Annotated in this window: 19 protein-coding genes and 1 riboswitch; of the genes, 7 read left to right on the top strand and 12 right to left on the bottom strand. The window is 42.6% G+C overall.

Annotation, left to right across the window (positions count from 1 at the left end):
* Positions 1-198: 198 nt before the first annotated feature.
* Complete coding sequence (locus NQ505_RS25105) at positions 199-4,125, bottom strand: response regulator (protein WP_232292995.1); 3,927 nt, start codon at positions 4,123-4,125, stop codon at positions 199-201.
* A 91-nt stretch (positions 4,126-4,216) separates the two neighbouring features.
* Between NQ505_RS25105 and NQ505_RS25100 the strand changes: the two genes are divergently transcribed.
* Positions 4,217-5,140: a hypothetical protein gene (locus NQ505_RS25100; RefSeq protein ID WP_008998727.1), complete on the top strand. Its 924-nt coding sequence runs from the start codon at positions 4,217-4,219 to the stop codon at positions 5,138-5,140.
* 15 nt (positions 5,141-5,155) lie between these two features.
* Here the strand turns inward: NQ505_RS25100 and NQ505_RS25095 are convergent, their stop codons facing one another.
* Both NQ505_RS25095 and NQ505_RS25090 read right to left on the bottom strand, forming a co-directional pair.
* The gene (locus NQ505_RS25095; protein ID WP_032853512.1) at positions 5,156-5,923 is read right to left on the bottom strand and encodes an MBL fold metallo-hydrolase; all 768 of its coding nucleotides are present in this window, start codon (positions 5,921-5,923) and stop codon (positions 5,156-5,158) included.
* A gap of 171 nt (positions 5,924-6,094) precedes the next feature.
* Complete coding sequence (locus NQ505_RS25090; protein WP_004306892.1) at positions 6,095-7,375, bottom strand: O-acetylhomoserine aminocarboxypropyltransferase/cysteine synthase family protein; 1,281 nt, start codon at positions 7,373-7,375, stop codon at positions 6,095-6,097.
* 129 nt (positions 7,376-7,504) lie between these two features.
* Here NQ505_RS25090 and NQ505_RS25085 point away from each other — a divergent pair, with 129 nt between their 5' ends.
* Entirely contained in the window at positions 7,505-8,629 is a 1,125-nt protein-coding gene (locus tag NQ505_RS25085; RefSeq protein ID WP_008998725.1) for an N-acetylmuramoyl-L-alanine amidase, read from the top strand.
* 609 nt (positions 8,630-9,238) lie between these two features.
* On the opposite strand, the gene NQ505_RS25080 is transcribed toward NQ505_RS25085, so the two are convergent.
* The 3 genes from NQ505_RS25080 to accC are packed head-to-tail and all read right to left on the bottom strand — an operon-like array spanning position 9,239 to position 12,840.
* Positions 9,239-10,774: an acyl-CoA carboxylase subunit beta gene (locus tag NQ505_RS25080; RefSeq protein ID WP_008998724.1), complete on the bottom strand. Its 1,536-nt coding sequence runs from the start codon at positions 10,772-10,774 to the stop codon at positions 9,239-9,241.
* A 19-nt stretch (positions 10,775-10,793) separates the two neighbouring features.
* Entirely contained in the window at positions 10,794-11,303 is a 510-nt protein-coding gene (locus tag NQ505_RS25075) for an acetyl-CoA carboxylase biotin carboxyl carrier protein subunit (protein ID WP_008998723.1), read from the bottom strand.
* Positions 11,304-11,325: 22 nt separating this feature from the next.
* Positions 11,326-12,840, bottom strand: a complete 1,515-nt coding sequence (accC, locus tag NQ505_RS25070; protein ID WP_008998722.1) for an acetyl-CoA carboxylase biotin carboxylase subunit — start codon at positions 12,838-12,840, stop codon at positions 11,326-11,328.
* Positions 12,841-12,971: 131 nt separating this feature from the next.
* A riboswitch (cobalamin riboswitch) is annotated at positions 12,972-13,176 on the bottom strand.
* Between the two features lie 135 nt (positions 13,177-13,311).
* Here accC and NQ505_RS25065 point away from each other — a divergent pair.
* Positions 13,312-13,794 (top strand): pyridoxamine 5'-phosphate oxidase family protein, encoded by a 483-nt coding sequence (locus tag NQ505_RS25065; protein WP_008998721.1) that lies wholly within the window; start codon positions 13,312-13,314, stop codon positions 13,792-13,794.
* Positions 13,795-13,889: 95 nt separating this feature from the next.
* Complete coding sequence (locus tag NQ505_RS25060; protein WP_004296832.1) at positions 13,890-14,213, top strand: thioredoxin family protein; 324 nt, start codon at positions 13,890-13,892, stop codon at positions 14,211-14,213.
* A 146-nt stretch (positions 14,214-14,359) separates the two neighbouring features.
* Here the strand turns inward: NQ505_RS25060 and pncB are convergent, their stop codons facing one another.
* The 6 genes from pncB to NQ505_RS25030 all read right to left on the bottom strand — a co-directional run bounded on the left by pncB (position 14,360) and on the right by NQ505_RS25030 (position 19,634).
* Positions 14,360-15,535, bottom strand: a complete 1,176-nt coding sequence (gene pncB, locus NQ505_RS25055; protein WP_008998720.1) for a nicotinate phosphoribosyltransferase — start codon at positions 15,533-15,535, stop codon at positions 14,360-14,362.
* A 168-nt stretch (positions 15,536-15,703) separates the two neighbouring features.
* On the bottom strand, positions 15,704-16,234 hold the full coding sequence (locus tag NQ505_RS25050) for a hypothetical protein (RefSeq protein ID WP_008998719.1): 531 nt from the start codon (positions 16,232-16,234) through the stop codon (positions 15,704-15,706).
* A gap of 44 nt (positions 16,235-16,278) precedes the next feature.
* Entirely contained in the window at positions 16,279-17,004 is a 726-nt protein-coding gene (locus NQ505_RS25045; protein ID WP_032853473.1) for a hypothetical protein, read from the bottom strand.
* Positions 17,005-17,008: 4 nt separating this feature from the next.
* Entirely contained in the window at positions 17,009-17,614 is a 606-nt protein-coding gene (locus NQ505_RS25040) for a TetR/AcrR family transcriptional regulator (protein WP_007766523.1), read from the bottom strand.
* Positions 17,615-17,751: 137 nt separating this feature from the next.
* A complete protein-coding gene (locus tag NQ505_RS25035; RefSeq protein ID WP_008998717.1) occupies positions 17,752-18,531 on the bottom strand; it encodes an SDR family NAD(P)-dependent oxidoreductase in 780 nt (259 codons plus the stop codon).
* A 776-nt stretch (positions 18,532-19,307) separates the two neighbouring features.
* A complete protein-coding gene (locus NQ505_RS25030) occupies positions 19,308-19,634 on the bottom strand; it encodes a cupin domain-containing protein (protein ID WP_008998716.1) in 327 nt (108 codons plus the stop codon).
* Between the two features lie 122 nt (positions 19,635-19,756).
* Here NQ505_RS25030 and NQ505_RS25025 point away from each other — a divergent pair, with 122 nt between their 5' ends.
* From NQ505_RS25025 to NQ505_RS25015, 3 genes are all read left to right on the top strand, one after another.
* Complete coding sequence (locus NQ505_RS25025; protein ID WP_008998715.1) at positions 19,757-20,626, top strand: DUF6845 domain-containing protein; 870 nt, start codon at positions 19,757-19,759, stop codon at positions 20,624-20,626.
* A 151-nt stretch (positions 20,627-20,777) separates the two neighbouring features.
* Positions 20,778-21,581 carry a helix-turn-helix domain-containing protein gene (locus NQ505_RS25020; RefSeq protein ID WP_004296842.1) on the top strand — a complete coding sequence of 268 codons (804 nt, stop codon included), beginning with the start codon at positions 20,778-20,780 and terminating at the stop codon, positions 21,579-21,581.
* Positions 21,582-21,675: 94 nt separating this feature from the next.
* A complete protein-coding gene (locus tag NQ505_RS25015; protein WP_004296844.1) occupies positions 21,676-22,047 on the top strand; it encodes a VOC family protein in 372 nt (123 codons plus the stop codon).
* Positions 22,048-22,070 lie beyond the last annotated feature (23 nt).

The following is a 22,070-nucleotide window of genomic DNA, read 5'->3' as shown; positions in this document are numbered from 1 at the left end:
CTTTTAAGACTATAAACTAAATTTCCCACATAATAATATCCTCTCCAGATATTTCCCCCATATTTTTATAGAAGGGAATGTTGCATAAGAGAGACAGAAATGTGCCCTTGTGAAAGTCCGTATTTCTGTATTGTTATGTTTTGAGGACGTTCCCGTATTTCCCATTCCCTTTTTCCCCCGGGGACGTCCTTTTTCCCTTTAATCCTGCGAGTGATATTGTGTAGGCAACACTCCGAACATCTCCTTAAAACATTTACTGAAATAACTCGGTGTAGCGAATCCCACCTTTTCCGATATCTCAATAACGGTCAGTTCCGTATGAGTCAGTAATCCGGCAGCTTTCTTCAAACGGATGCTTCGGATAAATTCTGTGGGTTTCTGTCCGGTGATAATTTGCAGTTTACGGTAAAGATTCATTCGGCTCATACACATGTCGTCACTGAAAGCTTCCACACTATAATCACTGTTATCCAGATTCTTTTCGACCAGTTCGATTGCTTTTTCCAGGAATCGCTCGTCTACTTTGGAGGAAGTGAGATCTTCCGCATTAACCTCAATGCCTGACAAGAATATCTGTTTCCGCTTTTGCTGCAATGCCAGCAGATGCTGGATCCGGTTCTTTAAAATATCCATGTTGAAGGGCTTTGTCAGGTAGCAGTCTGCTCCCGATTGGTATCCTGCCAGTTCGTTTTCGTCACCTGTGCGGGCAGTAAGCAGAATAATGAAGATGTGTGAAGTCTTCATATTCTCTTTCAGCCGGAGACATAGTTCAAACCCATCCATTCCCGGCATCATGACATCACTCACAATGATATCCACTTCTTTCTCATTGGCGATGGCTTCCGCTTCTTCTCCGTTGGAGGCTTCCCATACCTGATATTCTTGTGATAACTGCTGATACATGAATTGGCGGAATTCTTCATTGTCTTCTACAATCAAAATGGTCTTCCGGGCATCTGATGAGTTCGTTTCAGTTGCTCCGGATTCATCCGGTATGTTCTCCTCTCTCGGTAACAAACGTTTATCAACCAGATTGGTCGGAAGATAGACACAGAATTCTGTTCCTTCTTCCTTATTACTTTCCACTTCTATAAAGCCTTGATGCATGGCGACATATTCTTTCACAATATGCAGTCCGATGCCGCTTCCTGCTGTTGCTTGTCTGTGAGTGTTTGCCCCGATCTGATAATAGCGGTCGAATATATGGGGAAGTTCATCTGCTGCTATTTCCTGTCCGGTGTTCTGCACGATGATGCAGACGTACTGTATTCCTCCTCTGTTCTCCATTTTGAAAAACACATCGATTCTTCCTTCAGGGGGGGTAAATTTGAAAGCATTATTGAGTAGGTTGTAGAGAATCCTGTGTACTTTATCCCGGTCAAGATACATATAAAGCGTTTGTTTCAGTGGTATGACTGAAAAGCGAATCTGCTTGTTGTTCGCATACGACTCGAAAGCTTCGCAAGTAGTTGTGACAAATTCACTGATATCTGCATTCGTCAGATTCAGTTTTTCTTCGCTCACTTCCAGTTTACGGAAGTCCAGTAATTGATTGACTAATTGCAGCAATTCTTCAGCATTGCGATAGATGGAAGATAACTGTTGCTTTAACTTGCCGTCCTGAATCTCCGATAGTAGACTGCTTAGAGGAGTGACAATCAGCGTCAGGGGAGTGCGTAAGTCGTGGCTGACATTCGTAAAGAAACGGAATTTCATCTGTGTCAGTTGTTCTTCCAACTGTTCCTGTTGCTTCCGGTGCAGACGGTTGAAGTAGATCTTTATGACTCCTGTCGCTATCAGAATAAAAGAAAACATATAGAGGGCGTATGCCCACCATGTCTCATACCATGCCGGTAGACGATTGATTTGCAGGCAGGACATGGGCTGTGCCCAACAACCGTGAATGTCCGTCGCTTTAATTTCCAGTGTGTAGTTGCCTTTGGGAAGTTTGGTGAAATATGCAGTGTTTACTCCCGGAGGAAGTGACTTCCAGCTTACATCCCATCCTTTCAGACGATAAGCATAACCGATTTGTCCGGCGTGCAAATGCTCCAGCGTAGAAAAGGATATTTCTACATTGATATTATCAGGATTCAATTCTATTTGTCGGGTATTTATACCTGTTATTTGTGTTTTTCCGTCTATTTTGATGGAGGATATAACGGGCTTTATATCGTTGGGAGATTGATCCAGCTCTGCAGATGGGGTAATCAGACAAAAAGCACCGATCCCTCCGAGGCAAATCGCCCCATCTTCCATTTTGCGGATGGAAAGGAAATAATCCACTTGAATGAAGCGGTCGGAATTATACAGTATTCTAAATGAATGATTCGTAGGGTTGTACTCTTTTACGTATGGGTCTGCCAATATCCACAAATGTCCCAAGTTGTCTATCTCCATTCCTTTGATAGCATCTCCGTTTGTGTTGCAGGCATTCTCTTCCCGGGTGATAACTTTAGTTTGCGGATGATAGCTGTACACATTTCCTTCCAAAGTAGCTACCCACACTTTACCATCAGGAGCGATGAGGACAGATGAATAGTTTTCTCCTTTCCGAATCGTATGTCTTTCTCCTTCCGGGGAAAAATATTGGAACTCCAATGCTTCTGTAATGCAGAATATCGTTCCGTCCGGGGCAACTGCCAGGTCGTTTATCATATCCGTGCCCCCCTGAAACTTCTTAAGTTCCCCTTTGGAAAGAGAATATTGATAGATGGCATTTTCTGTGCCTATCCATAAGTTTCCCTGATTGTCCTCACTCAATACACGAATCTGTCGGGCATCCGGCAATTGAATCTCTTTTGTCAGTTTCATCTTCATGCCTTCATGTTGCAGATGCAATAGACACGCATTATCGGATGCAGCCCAGATTCCAGATTGATTATGACATTTCTCGATACATTTTATGATATTATACTTTCCTGTTTCTTCGGAAAAATCCGATGCAAAAGAAATCTGTTCGGAAGTGGGATGGTAGATGGATAATCCGGTTCTTCCCTGCCATATCCAATAATAGTCTTCTTCTTGAATCGTTCTGTCTGCCATCACCGGATAACCGGTAATAACGGACATGGCAGAAGCGGGGTAACGTTTGATTTTGTTGGCGTCGAACGAGAGGATAAACGTATGGGGAGAATATCCTGGAACCCATACATTGCCGGCACGGTCTTCAATGATTCTATCCAATATCTTTTTGCCTTTAGGAAGAAAACTTTCCGTATCGACGGGATGCAGCGCATTATCTACAATTCGGTAAGCATATAAATTGTCCATCGCTGAAACCCACAACACTCCCTGCCGGCTGTCTTTAAGTAATCCCAGTATTTGAGTTTTATGCGGTGTCTGTTCGTACCCTTCTAAGGTGGCGGGTTGTAACTTGCAGATTACTTCCTCCGATTGTGGATTGGAAGAAGGGATTAATTGTACAACTCCTTTTCCCCAAGTGGCCACCCAATAGCATTCATTTTGTACGTCTTCAATCATTTGTATAGGCGATGCGTCACACGTCCATTGATAAGGCGAGAAGCTGTCTGTTGACGGATGATATTGTAAAAGACCTCCTGCTCCTTGCAGTACCCAAAGTTGATGTTTTCCATCTTCGTAAAAGTCAGTAACGTTTCGTCTCGTGCCCTTCCATTCTGAAGGATAACTCCCAAGACATTTGCCTTCACTGGAAAAGTGGTAAATCATACCTTCGGCCGAAGTCCAGATAGTGCCGTCATGAATAGCCCGGACAGCATCGACTCTTTGCTTCTTGAGTTCCCCGTCTGTTATTTCGTTGATTTGATAATTAGCTTTATCTAATCTGTATAAACCACGTTTGGTGCCGAACCAGATATGATGTCCGTTGTCTTCTGTTATACAGGTAATGTCGTTGCTGGATAGCAGGTGAGGCGTATTTAAGTCTGAACGAAAGACGTTAATCTGATAACCGTTGTCACGGCACAGCCCTCCGCCTTCTGTTGCATACCACATATAACCTTCGCTATCCTGAAGAATCCGGTGAATATGTGCTACCGGTAACAATCTTTGAGTAGGAAGCTCCGTGACGACGACTTGTTGAGACGAAACGGAAAGAGTAGTCATTAGACTGAGAATGAGACTATAATAGTATTTTAAAGTCATGCTTTTTATTTTAATACAGATAGCTATGTTTTTTCCATACAAAGATAGTCTTTTTTTACAAATACTTTATATCTTTGCAAAATAATGGCATATGCCGCGATTTAACCATACCACTGAAAATATGAAAACAAAAACTTTATTAGGCTTCTTTCTTCTTTCTCTCATGGCTTTTGGTATATCAGCCTGTCAAGATGATGCAGAGATTATTTTATTTAGCGGTTCCAAATTAATCGACGAAACGGGAACCTGTACGAATACGATTTCTTCTACAGTCCTGTATCTTAATGGATGGGAAGCGGAGAATATCGGGATAGCTAATGGAAAAGGTGGTTACTCGGCACAAAGCTCCGATGAGACGATTGTGACGGCAACAGTCAACGATAACAGGTTATGGCTTAGCTCACACGGTAAAAAAGGGAAAGTGACGGTTACCGTTAGTGATAAAGACGGCAATTATGTCACGCTGCCTGTTACTGTTTCTTATGGTGTACTGACTTTTACATGTCTCGACCAACCTGAATTCCAAGTTTCCAGACCTAGTGAGGATATGTTGTTATTGTTGGATGCAGAAGATGACTTGCAGGAGAAAGTGAATGTAGCAATGGCTCCTTATGCTTTTATTAATAGAGGAGATATCTGTGTGTTACGACCGGATGATGTGTATCGTTTGTCTGAAGAAGGAGAAGGAGGGAAATTCACCTATAAAACAAAGGATGAACAGGTGCTTGTTGAAGGGACATATCGGATAGAATGGGCTTCATTGGCCGGAAAAAAGAAAAAAGCTTTTGTCTTTACATATACAGGTGAAAATGATGTAGAGAAACAACACACCTTCTTTAATTTTAGTCCGTATTTAGGAACTCAAAGTCTTACAAGAGAAAGAGGTCCGATTACTACGGCATGGTTGGAAGATGTATCTGATTCGCCTTATCTTGAAGGTTTTTTACCTGAGGATAGAACAGTTGTATACTGGGTGGATACAATGATTTCCAGTTTATCTGCGGAGGATTTATAATCATTTGTACGGGCTTTATTGTAAAGCCCGTATACGTACTTCGGTTGTTTTCTCATTTTTCAACCCCTCTTTTACTTTATTGATATCCGTATCTCCGTAATGATAAGGATACAAAATGCGCGGCTTGATAATTTGAGTTGCCCGTATCGCTTGTTCCGGTGTCATGGTGTAGGGTTGGTTGACTGGCAGGAAAGCGATATCAATATCTTTCACTTGGGTCAGTTCCGGAATATCTTCCGTATCTCCGGCAATATAAATACGAGTTCCTCCCAGAGTCAGAATATATCCGTTGTCACGCCCTTTGGGATGGAATTTGTCTCTGCCGGGAGTTGTATTATAGGCAGGCACGGCTTCCAGTTTGATGTCATCTGCAAGTTGAAGCACATCACCGTTCTTCATCTCCTGTCCTCTATTCAGCATTTTCCGGCAATTAGGATTGGCTATAATTCTGGTCCGACTCGTTTCGATAGCTGCTATTGCTTTGGTATCGAAATGGTCGCCATGTTCATGCGTAATCAAGATGAAATCCGCCTTCGGCTGTTGTGTATAGTCGGCATAATCGGATACTGGATCAACGAATATTTTTTGTCCTGCATACTCTAATAATAAGCTGGCATGCTTGAAGAAAGTGATCTTCAGGCTTTTTCCACTCTTGGTGGTAAACGAATCCATTTCAAAGTCAGGCATCTTTGTAGTCAGATTAATGGGGTTATAAAATGAATGGGAATAAGAAAATCCGTAAGAAAGGCATAACACGAATGCTAATAATAGATTCTTTTTCATATCTGTACAGAATTTGGTTCCCTGCAAAGATAAACATCCGGGAGGATTTATCGGTTCATATTTGAAATGATTCTCCGCGAAATTAACTTTCTTTTTGTGGAAAATAAGAAGGCACGGGAATGAAAGATTTCCCGTGCCTTCTCTGATGGGGTTTATACCTTTATGGTATCCTTATGCGTTCAATGCCTGTTCGATATCAGCAATAATATCATCCGCATTTTCGATACCTACCGATAGACGGATCAAGTCCGGGCGTACACCTGCTTCCATCAGTTGCTCATCCGTCAACTGGCGGTGAGTATGGCTCGCCGGATGGAGCACGCAACTACGTGCATCCGCCACGTGAGTAACGATCGCAATGAATTCCAGTGAATCCATAAACTTGATAGATACGTCACGTCCGCCTTTCAGTCCGAAGGAGATGACTCCGCAGGAACCATTCGGCATATATTTCTGTGCAAGGCTATAATATTTATTGTCCGGCAGTCCGCAATAGTTTACCCAGGCAACTTTCTCATTTTTAGAAAGATATTCGGCTACTTTCTGCGCGTTGCGGCAGTGTTGAGGCATACGCAGGTGCAACGTTTCAAGTCCCAGATTCAATAAGAAAGAATTTTGCGGGCTTTGGATGCTGCCGAGGTCACGCATCAGTTGGGCAGTTGCTTTGGTGATATAAGCACCTTTACCGAATGCTTTGGTATAAGTCAGTCCGTGGTATGACTCGTCCGGAGTACAAAGTCCCGGGAATTTTTCAGCATGAGCATCCCAGTCAAAATTACCGCTGTCTACGATACAGCCACCTACGCTTGTAGCGTGTCCGTCCATGTATTTGGTAGTAGAATGAACCACGATGTCAGCTCCCCATTCAAATGGGCGGCAGTTGATCGGGGTCGGGAAAGTGTTGTCAACAATCAAGGGAACCCCGTGACTGTGTGCGATGCGTGCAAATTTCTCAATATCCAGTACTTCAAGAGAAGGGTTGGAAATCGTTTCACCGAATAAAGCTTTTGTATTCGGTTTGAAAGCTGCAGAAATTTCTTCTTCGCTGGCATCCGGATTAACGAAAGTCACATCGATGCCTAGCTTCTTCATGGTCACGCCAAACAGGTTGAACGTACCTCCGTAAATAGCGGAAGAGCAAACAAAGTGATCTCCTGCCTGACAGATATTAAAAATGGCATAGAAGTTGGCAGCCTGACCGCTGGAAGTCAGCATAGCGGCTACACCACCTTCAAGGGCAGCGATTTTGGCGGCAACAGCGTCATTCGTTGGATTTTGCAGGCGGGTATAAAAGTAACCACTGTCTTCCAGGTCGAACAGGCGGGCCATCTGCTCGCTGGTATCGTATTTGAAAGTTGTACTTTGATAGATGGGCAATACGCGTGGTTCGCCTTTTTTAGGCGTCCATCCTGCCTGTACACACAGGGTTTCCGGTTTGAATTGTTTTGCCATAATGTTATCGGGTTTTAATGTTTTATTTCAAAAAATGTTTTAATGCTGCAAAAGTAGGGAAAATAATTGTATTTTTGCCCTGTTTATGAGTGAAATGATACTCTTGCGAAGGAGATAGTTAATGTAGTTATGAAAAATAAACTCTATATTCTTTTATTCTTAGCTTTTCTTTTTTCGGGCACAACTCTTTGGGCACAGCAGAAGGCAACTCCGAAGGCGGGTGAAGGCATCTCTTCTTTTCTGTTGAGGCACAACCGCTCTCCGAAGAAGTATTACGACGATTTTATTGAGCTGAATAAACAGAAACTGGGAAAGAACAATGTGCTTAAAGTGGGCGTAACGTATGTTATTCCTCCGGTAAAGAAATCGACGGCTACTCCTGCAAAAAGTACTTCCACTAAAGAAACTTCTAGTAAAGATGCTCCCACTAAGAATGCCGATGCGAAGAATACAGCTTCCGAAAGTTCCGGGACAAAGCAACAATCTCCGAAAGCTAAATCAACAAAAATAGGAACCACCCTCAATGAGCCTCTGTTTGGAAAGCAACTGGCTGATGTGAAAGTCACTTCCAACCGTCTTGCCGGTGCTTGCTTCTATGTGGTCAGCGGACATGGAGGTCCTGATCCGGGTGCTATCGGGAAAGTTGGTAAATACGAATTGCACGAAGATGAATACGCTTATGATATTGCCCTCCGTCTGGCACGTAACCTGATGCAGGAAGGAGCCGAAGTCCGTATCATCATTCAAGATGCTAAAGATGGTATCCGTGATGATTCGTACCTGTCAAACAGTAAACGGGAGACTTGTATGGGCGATCCAATTCCTTTGAATCAGGTGCAACGCTTACAGCAACGCTGCGATAAAATAAACGCCCTTTATCGGAAAGACCGTAAGAACTACTCTTATTGCAGGGCAATTTTTATTCATATCGATAGCCGTAGTAAGGGAAAACAAACGGATGTCTTTTTCTATTATTCGAATAAAAAGGGAGAAAGCAAACGATTGGCAAATAATATGAAAGATACGTTTGAGTCAAAATATGATAAGCATCAACCCAACCGGGGCTTTTCCGGCACAGTAAGCGGGCGTAACTTATACGTACTTTCCCATACCACTCCCGCTTCCGTCTTTGTGGAGTTGGGTAATATCCAGAATACGTTCGATCAGCGTCGGCTGGTGATGAATTCCAATCGTCAGGCACTCGCCAAATGGCTGATGGAAGGCTTCCTGAAAGACTATAAGGAGAAAAAATAATATTTTTACTTCTCCTTTCGTGAACAAAATAAAAATCAGAATGTTTTATATATGCAAATCGCCTGATGGCTACTTGTAGGTATGCGAATATATATAGGCTAGTGAATATGCCTCCCCGGCATAACAGGAAGATTGCATAGTAGTTTTGTCGTGTTTTATTTTGTGTTTGTGTTGTGACGGTGCTGCGATGTGAATCGGGGTGCCGTTTTTTTCGTTTCTCTTGAATTCGTTAAAGAGCGCGTTATTTCATTTTCTTATCATATTATTGAATAAAATCTTATCAATCCTGTGAACAAAATCCGGAAACGTATGTTATTTATTGTGCAAATCGCCTGATAAAGCTTCTTATGCGTATGCGAATATAGATAAGTCAAGCAAGATATGCCTCCCCGGCATGACAGGAAGATTGCATAGTAGTTTTGTCGTGTTTTATTTTGTGTTTGTGTTGTGACGGTGCTGCGATGTGAATCGAGGTGCCGTTTTTTTTGTCACATATAAAAAACGGCAGGCTTACAAATAAGAAACGAGCTTACAAATCTCCTAAAGTATATCATAGAATCTCTGCAAGCTCGTTTTATGAGTGGTGCTTTTGCGCACCTTATCTAGTTGTTATAAAGGCATATTACCATGCTTCTTGGGCGGGTTTGTCTGCATCTTATTTTCCGTCATTTCCAGTGCCTGAATCAGACGTTTGCGAGTCTGTCTCGGATAAATGATTTCGTCAATATATCCCAGCTCGGCAGCCTGATACGGAGTAGCAAACTTTTCTTTGTAGGCTTCCAGTTCCTTGGCCTTTGTTGCTTCGTCAGCTTTGCGGAACAGGATATTGATGGCGCCGTCCGCACCCATTACAGCAATTTCTGCACTTGGGTAAGCGAAGTTCACGTCAGCTCCGGTCTGCTTGGAGTTCATTACGATATAAGCACCACCGTAAGCTTTGCGGGTAATCACTGTCAGTTTGGGAACAGTAGCTTCTGCAAATGCATAAACTATTTTTGCACCGTGACGGATGATACCATTGTTTTCCTGTGTATATCCCGGAAGGAATCCCGGAACATCTTCGAATGTAATCAATGGAATATTGAAGCAATCGCAGAAACGGATAAAACGGCTTGCTTTGTCGCTGGCGTCAATATCGAGAACACCGGCAAGATAAGCTGGCTGATTCGCTACGATACCTACCGAACGACCTGCCATACGGGCAAAGCCAATGATAATATTCTTAGCAAAGTTCGGCATCACTTCGAAGAAATAACCGTTGTCTATAACGCGTTCGATAATGTCTTTCATGTCATACGGTACGTTCGGATCTACCGGAACGATGGTATCCAGAGAAGCATCTTCACGGTTTGTTTCGTCAGTGCAAGGTTGTTTCTTGGCTTCATCCATATTATTCTGCGGTAAGAAAGAAAGCAGTTCACGGATGCTCATCAGCAATTCTTCTTCGGTATTGCACATAAAGTGAGTCACACCGCTCTTGCTGCTATGTGTCATTGCGCCACCCAGCTCTTCTTTACTTACTTCCTCATGAATCACAGTTTTTACTACATCCGGACCAGTCACAAACATGTGGCTTTTTTCTTTCACCATAAAGATGAAATCGGTCAGGGCAGGAGAGTAGCAGGCACCTCCGGCGCAAGGACCCAGGATTGCCGAAATCTGTGGAATCACACCGCTGGCCATTGTATTCTGATAGAAAATATCAGCATAACCGGAAAGGCTCTCGATCCCTTCCTGGATACGTGCACCGCCCGAATCATTCAAAGCAATAATCGGGGCACCGTTCTTCAATGCAAGTTGTTGTACTTTCACAATCTTTTTAGCATTGGAAGCTGACAGTGAACCGCCATATACCGTAAAGTCATAAGCGTAAACAAACACCTGTCGACCGTCCACCTTTCCGTAACCGGATACGATACCATCTCCCGGAATTTTGTTCTTATCCATGCCGTAGTTCGTACAACGGTGAACCATCAACTTATCCAGTTCAACGAAAGTACCCTTATCGAGCAACATCTCGATACGTTCGCGGGCAGTCATTTTACCGCTTTCATGTTGCTTCTCTATTTTATCAACGCCTCCGCCAAGAGAAGCGATGCGGTCACGTTCCTCGAACGTGGCGTATGCTTTATTTATTTCTTCCATAATGCAATCCGTTCTTATATTATGCAATCGGTTCTAATGTTATTAATGTCTGTTCGCCGGTTATGCTATCACCTTCTTGAACCAGAATTTCTTTAATGCGGCAATCCGAAGTTACTTTGTAGTTGCTCTGCATCTTCATTGCTTCGACAACGATGGCAGTATCTCCCGCTTTCATTTCCTGACCGGCTACAACAGGTATTTTCACCACCTTGCCCGGCATCGGAGAAATGATGCAGTCGTTCTGTTCCTCTTCCCCTTTCTTGCGCATCCGCAGATATTTTGCCTGACTGTCCACAATTTCTACATTGAAACTGCTATAATGCGTATTCACTTTATAGCTTTTCCCGTTATCACGGCGAATCAGCTGTGCATTCGAACTGCGTCCGTCCATCAAGATGTTGCAAGTGCCGTTTTCCGCCATCACTACGTCTGCTTCAAACGGTTTTCCATCAATGGTAAGCACCACCTTGTTATCTTCCTTGCTGACCAACTCTACTTCGGCCACACGGTTTCCTATATGAATTTCCATAATTGAATTCTCTTTGTTAAAATTAGATTCTCAACACTCCCTTGTGCAGTCCGAACTCTTTCCATTTGCTGATAGGACGGTTGTCGGTAGCCATACCGCTGTTGTTCTCTTCGAGGTTCATCAGGTAGTCCATATAGGCGGCAATCAAAGCAATATTTTCGGAATGTTCGCTGGTGCGCATGATGCGTTGTTGCAGATATTCGCCGTTCTTGGTGATGAATCCTGTATCATAGTGACCTTCCACGAAATCGGGAGTGTCCATGATGGCACGCAGATAGCTGATGTTGTTTTTCACACCGGTCAACTTATATTCGTGGAGTACGCGGCGCATCCGCTCGATAGCGTATTCGCGGTTGGTAGCCCATACAATCAGTTTACCGATCATCGGGTCGTAGTAGATTGGAATTTCATATCCCTCGTACACATAACTGTCGATACGTACACCGATACTGTTCGGCTCTGTAATCTGTTTGATGATACCCGGACTCGGCATAAAATTCATTTCTGTATCTTCGGCACAAATACGACACTCAATAGCGTGTCCGCGTTGCTGAATATTTTCTTGTTTCAGCTGAAGCACCTGTCCGTCGGCAACTTTAATCTGCTCTTTCACCAAATCTACCCCAATCACTTCTTCCGTAATCGGATGCTCCACCTGTAAACGGGTGTTCATCTCAAGGAAATAATAGTTGCGGTGTTTGTCAACAAGAAATTCGATAGTACCCGCACCGATGTAGTTCACCGCTTTAGCCGCAGCTACCGCCTTTTCACCCATATCTTTCCGCAGTGCGGGAGTGACGAAAACCGAAGGAGTCTCCTCTACGATTTTCTGGTTACGGCGTTGCACGGAACATTCGCGTTCGCATAGATGAATGACATTTCCATGCTTGTCACCAAGAATCTGGAACTCGATGTGATGAGGCTCTTCAACGAACTTCTCCAGATAAACCGTGTCATCGCCAAAAGAAGACAACGATTCGCTCTTGGCAGTGGTATAAGCTTCTTCCACTTCCTCGGCACTGTGGATGAGGCGCATACCCTTTCCACCGCCGCCCATAGAGGCTTTCAGCATCACCGGATATCCGATCTTATTGCAAAGCTCTATGGCTTCTTCCACACTTTTCAAATTGTCTTGTGTGCCGGGAACAACGGGTACTCCCGCCTCGATCATTTTGATACGGGCAGCAATTTTATCCCCCATGGCTTCCATTGTTTCCGGATTAGGTCCGATAAAGATGATTCCTTCTTCCTGACATCGACGGGCGAAGGTAGCATTCTCGGACAAGAAGCCGTAACCCGGATGGATGGCGTCCGCATGAGCTGCTTTCGCCACTTCGATGATTTTTTCTATATTCAGATAACTCTCTTTGGATGCTGCCGGCCCTACGCAATAAGCTTCGTCTGCATAAAGCACGTGCTTCGCGGTCCGGTCTGCTTCGGAAAAGATAGCGATACTCGTTATCTCCATCTCCCGGCAGGAGCGCATCACCCTTACGGCAATTTCACCGCGATTGGCTACTAAGATTTTTTTTATCATACTTTTTTCAATTAAGTACATACTTATTAATGTCTTCCTATCTAATGGACATACTCCACCCGACGAAAAACAGTATTTTTTTGATTTGGGGCTTAACAAGTGATGCTCTTTCTCCTAACCCACGAGGAGGGGAGCGTCTTACACAAAATGGCAGGTCTTCTGACTGACTCTTGTCTTATTTGCCTTCCCGATTAACATCAGTGGCGTTAAATTAGTTCAATTATAAGACATTGAACAGAGCTTCACAGCAGCGGGACTGTCCGGGACTTACACCCGGTTCCCTATTAATCATCGTCCGTTGGATACGGATTCTGAACCATTTCGGGGGGCAAAGATAAATAAATATTAAATAAGATGTTCCTTTTTTGCACGAAAGTTTCATTTTTGTGCAATGCTTATCTTTAAAACGGGGATTTGTCTTCGATTAAGAATATTGTATATCTTTGTAATGTCATTAATTATATAGTAAAAATGAAATATTTAAATGAACCCGTCAGGCGCCAGGATCGTCTGCTGGAAGAAGAAAAAGCTCTTCGTTTATTACAAACTGCAGAATACGGAATATTGTCGATGCAGGCACTAGGAGGCGGCGGTTATGGAATTCCTGTCAATTATGTGTGGGATGGTGCTCGTTCTATTTATATTCATTGTGCACCCGAAGGAGAGAAACTGCGTTGTATCTCTGCTTGTGAGAGAGTTTCTTTTTGTGTGGTAGGAGCCACTCATCTTGTTCCCGACAAGTTTACGACGGGGTATGAGAGTATTGTATTGACAGGGACAGCCCGTACAGGACTTTCGGAAGCCGAACGGATGAAGGCGCTTGAACTGCTGTTGGATAAACTCTCTCCTGAAGATAAAGTGGTAGGAATGAAGTATGCGGAGAAGTCTTTCCATCGCACGGAGATCATTCGTATGGATATTGATAACTGGTCGGGCAAATGTAAACGGGTTTGATTCTTTAATTAGTGTGTAACCTTGCTACTTTTCTAAACTATATTTCTCCTGATATTGTTAAGTTGATAATAATTAATAAAAAAGGAGATATTCGTATGAAAGAAAAGAAAATAGCTCGTGAAGAAAGAAATCAGGAGAAACTGGCTAACGGTGATTGGGTAATGGCAGAGTTTTATGCAACGTGGTGTCCTCATTGCCAACGTATGAAACCGGTTGTTGAAGAATTTAAGAAACTGATGGAGGGAACATTGGAAGTGGTATTGGTAGACATCGACCAGGAACCTGCCCTTACAGATTTCTATACGGTTGAGTCGACTCCTACCTTTATTCTTTTTAGAAAAGGACAACAGCTTTGGAGACAATCCGGCGAATTACCTTTGGAAAGACTGGAAAGAGCAGTGAAAGGATTCAAATCCTGACGATTATTGCATAGCTTATCACAATGATATACGTGGCTGATTCTATGTTGGTGTGTCTTTGTCTGGCATACTTTTAATATGCATAAAGAAAAGCAGAAAGTATTCTCCGGTGAGGTACTTCCTGCTTTTCTTTATTTTCTTTGTTTTTATTGCTGTCTGTTGAGTCGTAACTCATACAGGCAAGCCTGTACCTCTTCAAGACTGCCGGTATGTTTTCCTTCATCATCAGACAGTTTGATACATTCTCTCCATTCCTGATTGACATTCATCTTACATTGTGTCAGTTTCATCACGATGTTCGAAGGCTCGAATCCGGTATCATTGGTAAGGTTGGTACCGATTCCGAAAGAGCAGCGTATTTTGTTCTGGCAGTATTCCTGAATATCCAATGCCTTTGTAAAGTCGAGGGCATTGCTGAAAACGATGGTTTTGGTCGTCGCATCAATTCCCAACTCTCTGTAACGGGCAACCAGCTTGTCGATAAACTCAAACTCATTACCGGAATCGCAACGCACTCCGTCAAATAGTTTAGCCTGTTTGCGGCTAAGGTTACTAAGGAAGATACCGGAAGTATATGTATCGGAAAGTGCGATACCCAAATCCCCGTCATAAACATTCACCCAGTTTTCGAGTGCCATATAGTTGGCATGTTTATATCCGAACTGTGCTCCATGAAACATAAACCATTCATGTGGATGAGTCCCCATCATTTTCATTCCATATTTCATTGCAAAGTTACAGTTGGAAGTTCCGGTGCAATAATGTGCCGTCTCATTCAGCTTCTTGATAACCGTTTCCTGCACATCAATGGAGAATCTTCTCCGTGTGCCGAATTCGGAAAAGCGGAGCTGATGTTGATTCGATAATTCTATTTTCTCCGACAGCTTGCAAAGAATCTCGTTCATGTCTGCTACATTGCCAAAGAAACGGTTTTTGATTTCAGAGACAATCGCGAGCAAAGGCACTTCATACAGCGTCACTTTATAGAGCAAATCAGTCACCTCAATGTGAAGATGACAGGCTTCATCCAGATGAATATCAATCTTATTCGGGTCGAAACGAAAAGAAGATAACCACTCCCAGTAGACCCTCGGAAGGAATCTGCAGTTTTTCGTCATATATTCCAGCTCCTCTTCCGTAAACCTCAACTGACTAAGATTCATAATCTCTGTCTTGAGTGCCTTCAGGAAATCTTCGGTATATTGAGTTTCATTCCGGTCGTTGAAACTAAACGTGCCCATTGCATAGGGAAACAGTTTGATATAAGCATACGATGTGGTAAACTTATAAAGATCGGTATCTAGTAATGTCTTAACAATCATTTCGTTCGCTCTTTATATTTTATAACGTCGTAAAGTTAGTATTTGTTGAATAATATAACGACTTAATCATTAATAATTATGCCTTTTCTTATTCGGGGGAATAAAGTCAGGATCTGAATATATATTCTGTTTGCAATGGCAAATTCCTTATCTCTTATTATACTTACCTCAATAAGTCAAGCCGATTTTCAGCGTAATGGAATGGTGCGACAATTCTTCCTTAAACGTCGTATGGAAATACGGATCTTCCTGTTTCTTTGTCCGTTCCAGTTTCTGGAGTTCATAACCTGCCATCAAATTCAGTTTAATTTTCCGGTTGACTTTGAATTGTGCACCGATGGAAGGAGAGAGGTAAAAGCCTCCGTTTGCTTCTCTGTCTGTGGCAAAAGACCCACCGATATGACATTCCAGATAAGGAGTCAGTCTCCTGGGCTTCGTTATATAAAATTGCGCACTGGCATAAAGCGGGATAAGCAACTTCTCGTAAACAGAAAGTCCGCTGCCCGCACCGATGGCAAACCGTTGACTGATGTGGTAATGACTGACGATTTGCCAGTTGAAAGGCGTGTAAGAAGGCTGATTCATAGAAAAACCTGTCCCGATATATGTAGTGTAAGAGAGACGTCTGCTGTCTGTTTGTCCGTCGGCACATACAGTAATGAAAGATAGCAGTGCAAAAATGAATATAAATTTCTTCATAATGATGCAAGGATAGAGTCTGATAATACGATGGTTAGCTGCTGCTATTGCACATACACGGTTATGCTTTTAATGATATGCAATGCAGTTGTGAGTGAAGAAGTATCTCTGGTAAGATCTCCATTACTTCCATCCGGGCTACTGTGTCCGATCAGTTTGGCTGTAAATTCTTTCTTGCCGGAAGTCAAATCCACTTCTGCTGCGTAGACAAGGGCAGGCTGTCCGCTCCCTTCTTTTCCACCGGAGTAATTGGCGTCTCCTTCTTTGGCCGATTTCGGATATGCATCATTGAAATCTGTAGAATGATTGATTTCAATTTTGACTATAAACTTCTTCTGTTTTCCGGTTGGCGACATCTTCACATTAAAACTACCTTTCGGAGTAGCTCCGCTGATACCGTCCGTCAACGGTTCCTTTTTGCTAGGGAGATATAACCCGTCTTCATATTGGATTCCCCGCTGATAACACCAATGCGGCAGCGCTTCCTTTCGGCGGTTACCGCCGGAGGCTTGCCAGGATTGAGTGGCTATTTTGTGTGTCACATACACGGTGGACAAATAATTCCCTTCCATGTCTTCAGTCCAGATTGCAATCTGGGGCGGATTTTTGATGTTGATGCCTAGAAACAAAGGAAAATTATGCAACCACTCTTCCCCTTTTTCAATAGATATTTTAAGATCGTTACTGTCGTATTCTACTAAATCCCGGTTGCATCCACTATTTATCAATAGAGAAAGAAACCATATTCCCATTATTGTCATTTTATTCATTTGATTAGAGTTGTTTTTGTAACCAGAGGTCTACTAATAGATTGATGCCTTCTTCCAATTCCTCCCAGCCGCTTTCCTGCTGAATCTTGAGGCCGTTGTAGACCGGGCAGTTTTCTTCGAGCAATGCCAGATAACTGATGGCTGCGGTGATGATGGAAGCCATAGCGGCAATCTCTTTTTTCGGATGTTTTGAAAGTTTGCTGACTGCCTCTACCAGCCAGATTCCTTTCTCTTCCCGTTTGTTGCGCAACTCTTTCACAAACTTATTGTCCGTTGTCAGTTCCCAGCGATACAGGCGTTTCAATGTATAATTCTCCCGTAACCGCATGATTTGTCTTTTGAATATCTGCTTGATAAATGCGGCTAAATGAGCCTGATCCGGTAACTCTTCATCGAAATTAATCCAATAGTCGTTCTGCTGAATGTAGGCTGCTATCAGTCCATCCAGCGAATTGAAATAACGGTAGATAAGCATTTTTGAAACTTTGGCCTTGGCTGCTACCGCATTGATGCCCAACCCCTCGAAGCCGCTTTCTTCAATGATGTCGTTGACGGCCTTAATCAGGGTCATTTCCGTAGCCTGTCTGTTTTTAGTAATCTCTTTTTCCATACTTTGATACTTTTGTTACTGACTGGTCACAAAGATATGTTTCCTATCGGTAACATCAAGGAAAAAGAGATTATTTTTTGTAATGGTTGCCGGTTAATAACCTATCATCTTTACCGATAATACGTTATCCGGTCGTTTTATGATAACGCCACTGTCGGATTATGAACGGTCAGTCCGCCATCCACCACAATCGTTTGTCCAGTGATGTATCTGGCATCGTTCGAAGCCAGAAAAGCGATGGTAGCTGCAACATCCTCCGGTTCTCCCAGATAAGGAGTGGCACATTGACCGAGGAAGATATTACGTACATCCTCATTCAGGTTGTCCAATGCAGCGGGAGTAAGTACCAGTCCCGGAGCTACGGCGTTGCAACGGATGTTTTTCTTTCCCATTTGAGTAGCGATATATTTCGTCAGGTTGATGACACCCGCTTTGCTGGCGCCGTATAAAGTACCGTTGGCATCAGCCGTAAGTCCGCTTATGGAAGCTACGTTGACAATGTTTCCGCCGCCATTGGCAGTCATGATAGGAATGACCTGTTGGGAAAGATACATCGTGCAGCAGAGATTCAGATGGAATGCTTCGTCAAAGTAGTTGATGTCCAGCTTTTCGATGCTAAGGTCACGTTTGGGATCAGTTCCTCCTACATTATTAATCAGTACGTCTATTCTTTGATATTCATTCATGGAAAAATCAATCAACTCTTTGCAACTCTGGAGTTCGGTGGCGGAGAAATAGACATGACGCACGTCAGCCCCTGTGTGCGTGAGTTCGTTGGCAAGCTGCTCCGCTCTTTTCTCGGAATGGTCAGCGATGACTACTTTGCCTCCTTCGGAGACAATGCGGCGTGTGGTTGCTTCGCCGATACCACCGGCGGCACCGGTGATGACAACTACTTTATTTTCGAATCTGTTCATATAATGGGAATTTGATGGTTACCTTCTATTAGAAACAGCTGGCAGAGGAATTTGTTAGCCCTCATAAACTCTCTTTAATAAGATAAGGTGTTCGATTCGAAAACTTTTGCATCTTTTCCAGTTTTACGCTCTGATTATTTAAGAAAACTGTTAAATGTTAATGCCTGGCCACTCATTTGTTAATACGGCTCTGATTCTATTAAACCATGTTATAAGATACGCTGCTTTGGCCTCAAAATTTGGAGATAACCGAAAAGTCCGTATCTTTGTACTGTGTTTTTCATAGTATTAGATTTAAGGTTAACAAAAGATTGGCTGTCTGGGATAGATAGCCTTTTTTTATGCCTGTAAGCCAACTGCAGACCGAAGAGATTAAAACAACGAATATTGGTTATCCCGCAGACTTTTCATCTCTCGTTCCTTTACGATATCATTTTCAGATAAATGGCCGATGAGTAGCGGTGAGTTTTTATCTTACAAAAAAAAGACGATGTTGTTTCAATGATTCCCTCTTTTTTGTATTCTTACTTACCCAAGAAGTAACTTGTGTGAATGAATATGTTAAATGTTAACGTGCGAAGTCTGAAATGTTAATGCGCTTCCCAGAGTATTAAACCCTGTTATAATATGGGCTGTTTAGGCTCTAAAATTTGCTATTTACCTGAAATATGGTACCTTTGTACAGTGTTTTTTTCATAAGTATTAGATTTAAGGTTAACAAAAGATTGGTTGCTCGTGATGAGTAGCCATTTTTTGTTTTTATACACTATGATTGTTTATTCCTTAATCATAGTCAACAGCATCTTAAATCTCTCCACTGCTGTAAGGGCATGCGGCGCATTCGCCGGAAATACGATACTTTCTCCTGCTTTTACGGTGAACAGAGTTCCGTTTACAGTAATATTCGCTACCCCTTCCAATACCTGCACGAGCGCATCAAACGGGGCACGATGTTCGCTTAACCCTTCTCCTTTGTCGAAAGAAAATAAAGTGATATTTCCTGCCGGACTTTTGATTAACTGTTTGCTGATAACGCCTCCTTCAGTATATTCAATGAGAGAAGCCAAATGGAGCACAACTCCTTTTTGAAATGATTGTTCCATATTTGTTTTATTTTTAAGTTAATATCATATAGAGAACACTTTTCGAATATGCATTGTTTGTCTATAACAAAAAACGATTTTTATTGTTATAGTACGAAAGACTCAATAAACTAACCATTATTATGAAGAAGAATATCTTATTGTTTGGAGCACTGATAGGTGCTTTCTTATTGGTTTCCTGTTCGGGAGGAAACAAGAAACAGGCTGCGTCCTCCGTCACTCCGGAGGAATTGGATAATGCCAGTAAAGTGATAAACTATTATCATACATCGCTCATCGTGTTGAGGCATGTAGCTAATGCAAAAGACGTAAATGCGGTCTTGGGATATATGGAACAGACAGGAAAAGTTCCTGAAGTATCTCCGATAGCACCGCCTGAAGTATCTGCCAGAGACACTGCGGAATTGATGGATCCGGGAGATTACTTTAATATACAAGTCCGTCAGAATCTGAAGGAGAGTTATAGAGGACTTTTCAGTGCACGGGCGCAATTCTATGATAATTTTAATAAGTTTCTCTCTTACAAGCAGGCCAAAGAGACAGCCAAGGCTGGCAAGCTCTTGGATGAAAACTATCGGCTAAGTGTAGAAATGTCCGAATATAAACAAGTGATTTTTGATATTCTAAGCCCTCTCACGGAACAGGCTGAAAAAGAACTTCTTGCCGACGAACCGTTGAAAGATCAAATCATGGCTATGCGTAAGATGTCCGGCACTGTGCAAAGCATAATGAATCTTTATTCCCGCAAACATGTACTGGAGGGTGCTCGCATTGATGTGAAGATGGCAGAATTGAAGAAAGAACTCGAAGCTGCAAAGAAACTTCCTGCTGTCACAGGCTATGATGAAGAGCAAAAGAATTATTATAGCTTCCTGTCTTCTGTGGAATCGTTTATGAAAGATATGCAGAAAGCAAGAGATAAAGGCGCATATTCCGATGCAGATTACAATGCGATGTCGGAAGCCTACGAATATGGACTTTCCGTTATCTAAAGAATTCTTCCTCTGTTTGAATGAGTTGCAATCATGCTTCTTCAAGCAGAGGATGCTTTTTTAATTAAGTAAAGAAGTCCTTTTTTTACTATCCCCTTTTAAACAGGAGTTTTACTTTTGCATTTGGATTAAGAAATAATATCTTTGTTATATGCAATCATTTCAACTGATAAAACCCTGTTTTGCACTGGCTCCCTATATACGGCATTACTGGATATTGCAAGACGACTCAATAGCTCCTGTCTCCGAACGGACTCTGCCTATTGGCTGCATGCAACTGGTATTTCATAAAGGGAAACAACTTCTTTTGTTGGGCGAGTCGGAGCTGCAACCCCAATCCTTTATTTCCGGACAATCGGTCGGTTTCTCGGATGTGATGTCTACAGGCAGGATAGAGATGATTACTGTTGTTTTTCAACCTTATGCGGTAAAAGCATTGTTTCATATACCCAGTCATTTGTTCCGTGGGCAGACTGTAGATATCGATGCGATGGAAGATGTAGAACTGTCGGATTTAGTGAAACAGGTCACGGATACTTCTGATAATGCAGTTTGTATTCGGTTGATAGAGCAGTTTTTTCTTCGTCGTTTATACACTCTTCCCGAGTATAATCTCAAGCGGATGTCTGCTGTCTTTCATGAAATAAACCTCCGGCCGCAAATCAATATTTCTCATTTGTCGGAAACAGCCTGTTTGAGCAGTAAGCAGTTTGGGCGTATCTTTGCCGATTATGTTGGCACTACTCCCAAGGAATTTATTCGTATTATCCGTATGCAACGGGCGTTATCCATGCTGCAACAGGATGCTACGATTCCTTTTGTACAAGTGGCTTATGAATGTGGCTTTTCCGATCAGTCTCACATGATAAAGGAATTCAAACTCTTTTCCGGTTATACCCCTGCGGAGTATCTTTCTGTATGCGCCCCTTATTCCGATTATTTCTCTGAACTCTAAAGATGTCTCTTTTTTCCTATCGGGCTTCCTCGTGTTACCCTACTTTTGCAATGTCTTTGCAAAGGCTTAGTAGTAACCATAAAAAAGAAACGAGATGAAAAAATTAATTGCATTTTTTGAGATTCCTGCTACCGATTTCCGTCGGGCTGTCGATTTTTACGAAACTGTGTTGGGGGTGCAACTTCCGACTTTTGAATGTGAAACAGAGAAAATGGCTTGTTTCACGGAAGAAGGTGAAACTGTCGGTGCTATTTCTTATGCTTCAAATTTCGACTTTCTTCCTTCAACGCATGGCGTACTTATCCATTTCAACTGTGAGGATATTGAACAAACGTTGGAAAAAGTGCTTCTGAAAGGAGGGAAAGTTGTCATTCCCAAAACAAAGATTGAGGCAGACGATAAAGGATGGTTTGCCGTATTCACGGATAGTGAAGGAAACAGGATTGGCGTCTATGCTGAAAAATAACAGGTAGGGAAGAAGGAACAGCC

The organism is Bacteroides sp. D2 (assembly GCF_025147085.1).
In the GTDB taxonomy this organism is placed as follows: domain Bacteria; phylum Bacteroidota; class Bacteroidia; order Bacteroidales; family Bacteroidaceae; genus Bacteroides.
This window is presented reverse-complemented; position numbering and strand designations above follow the sequence as displayed.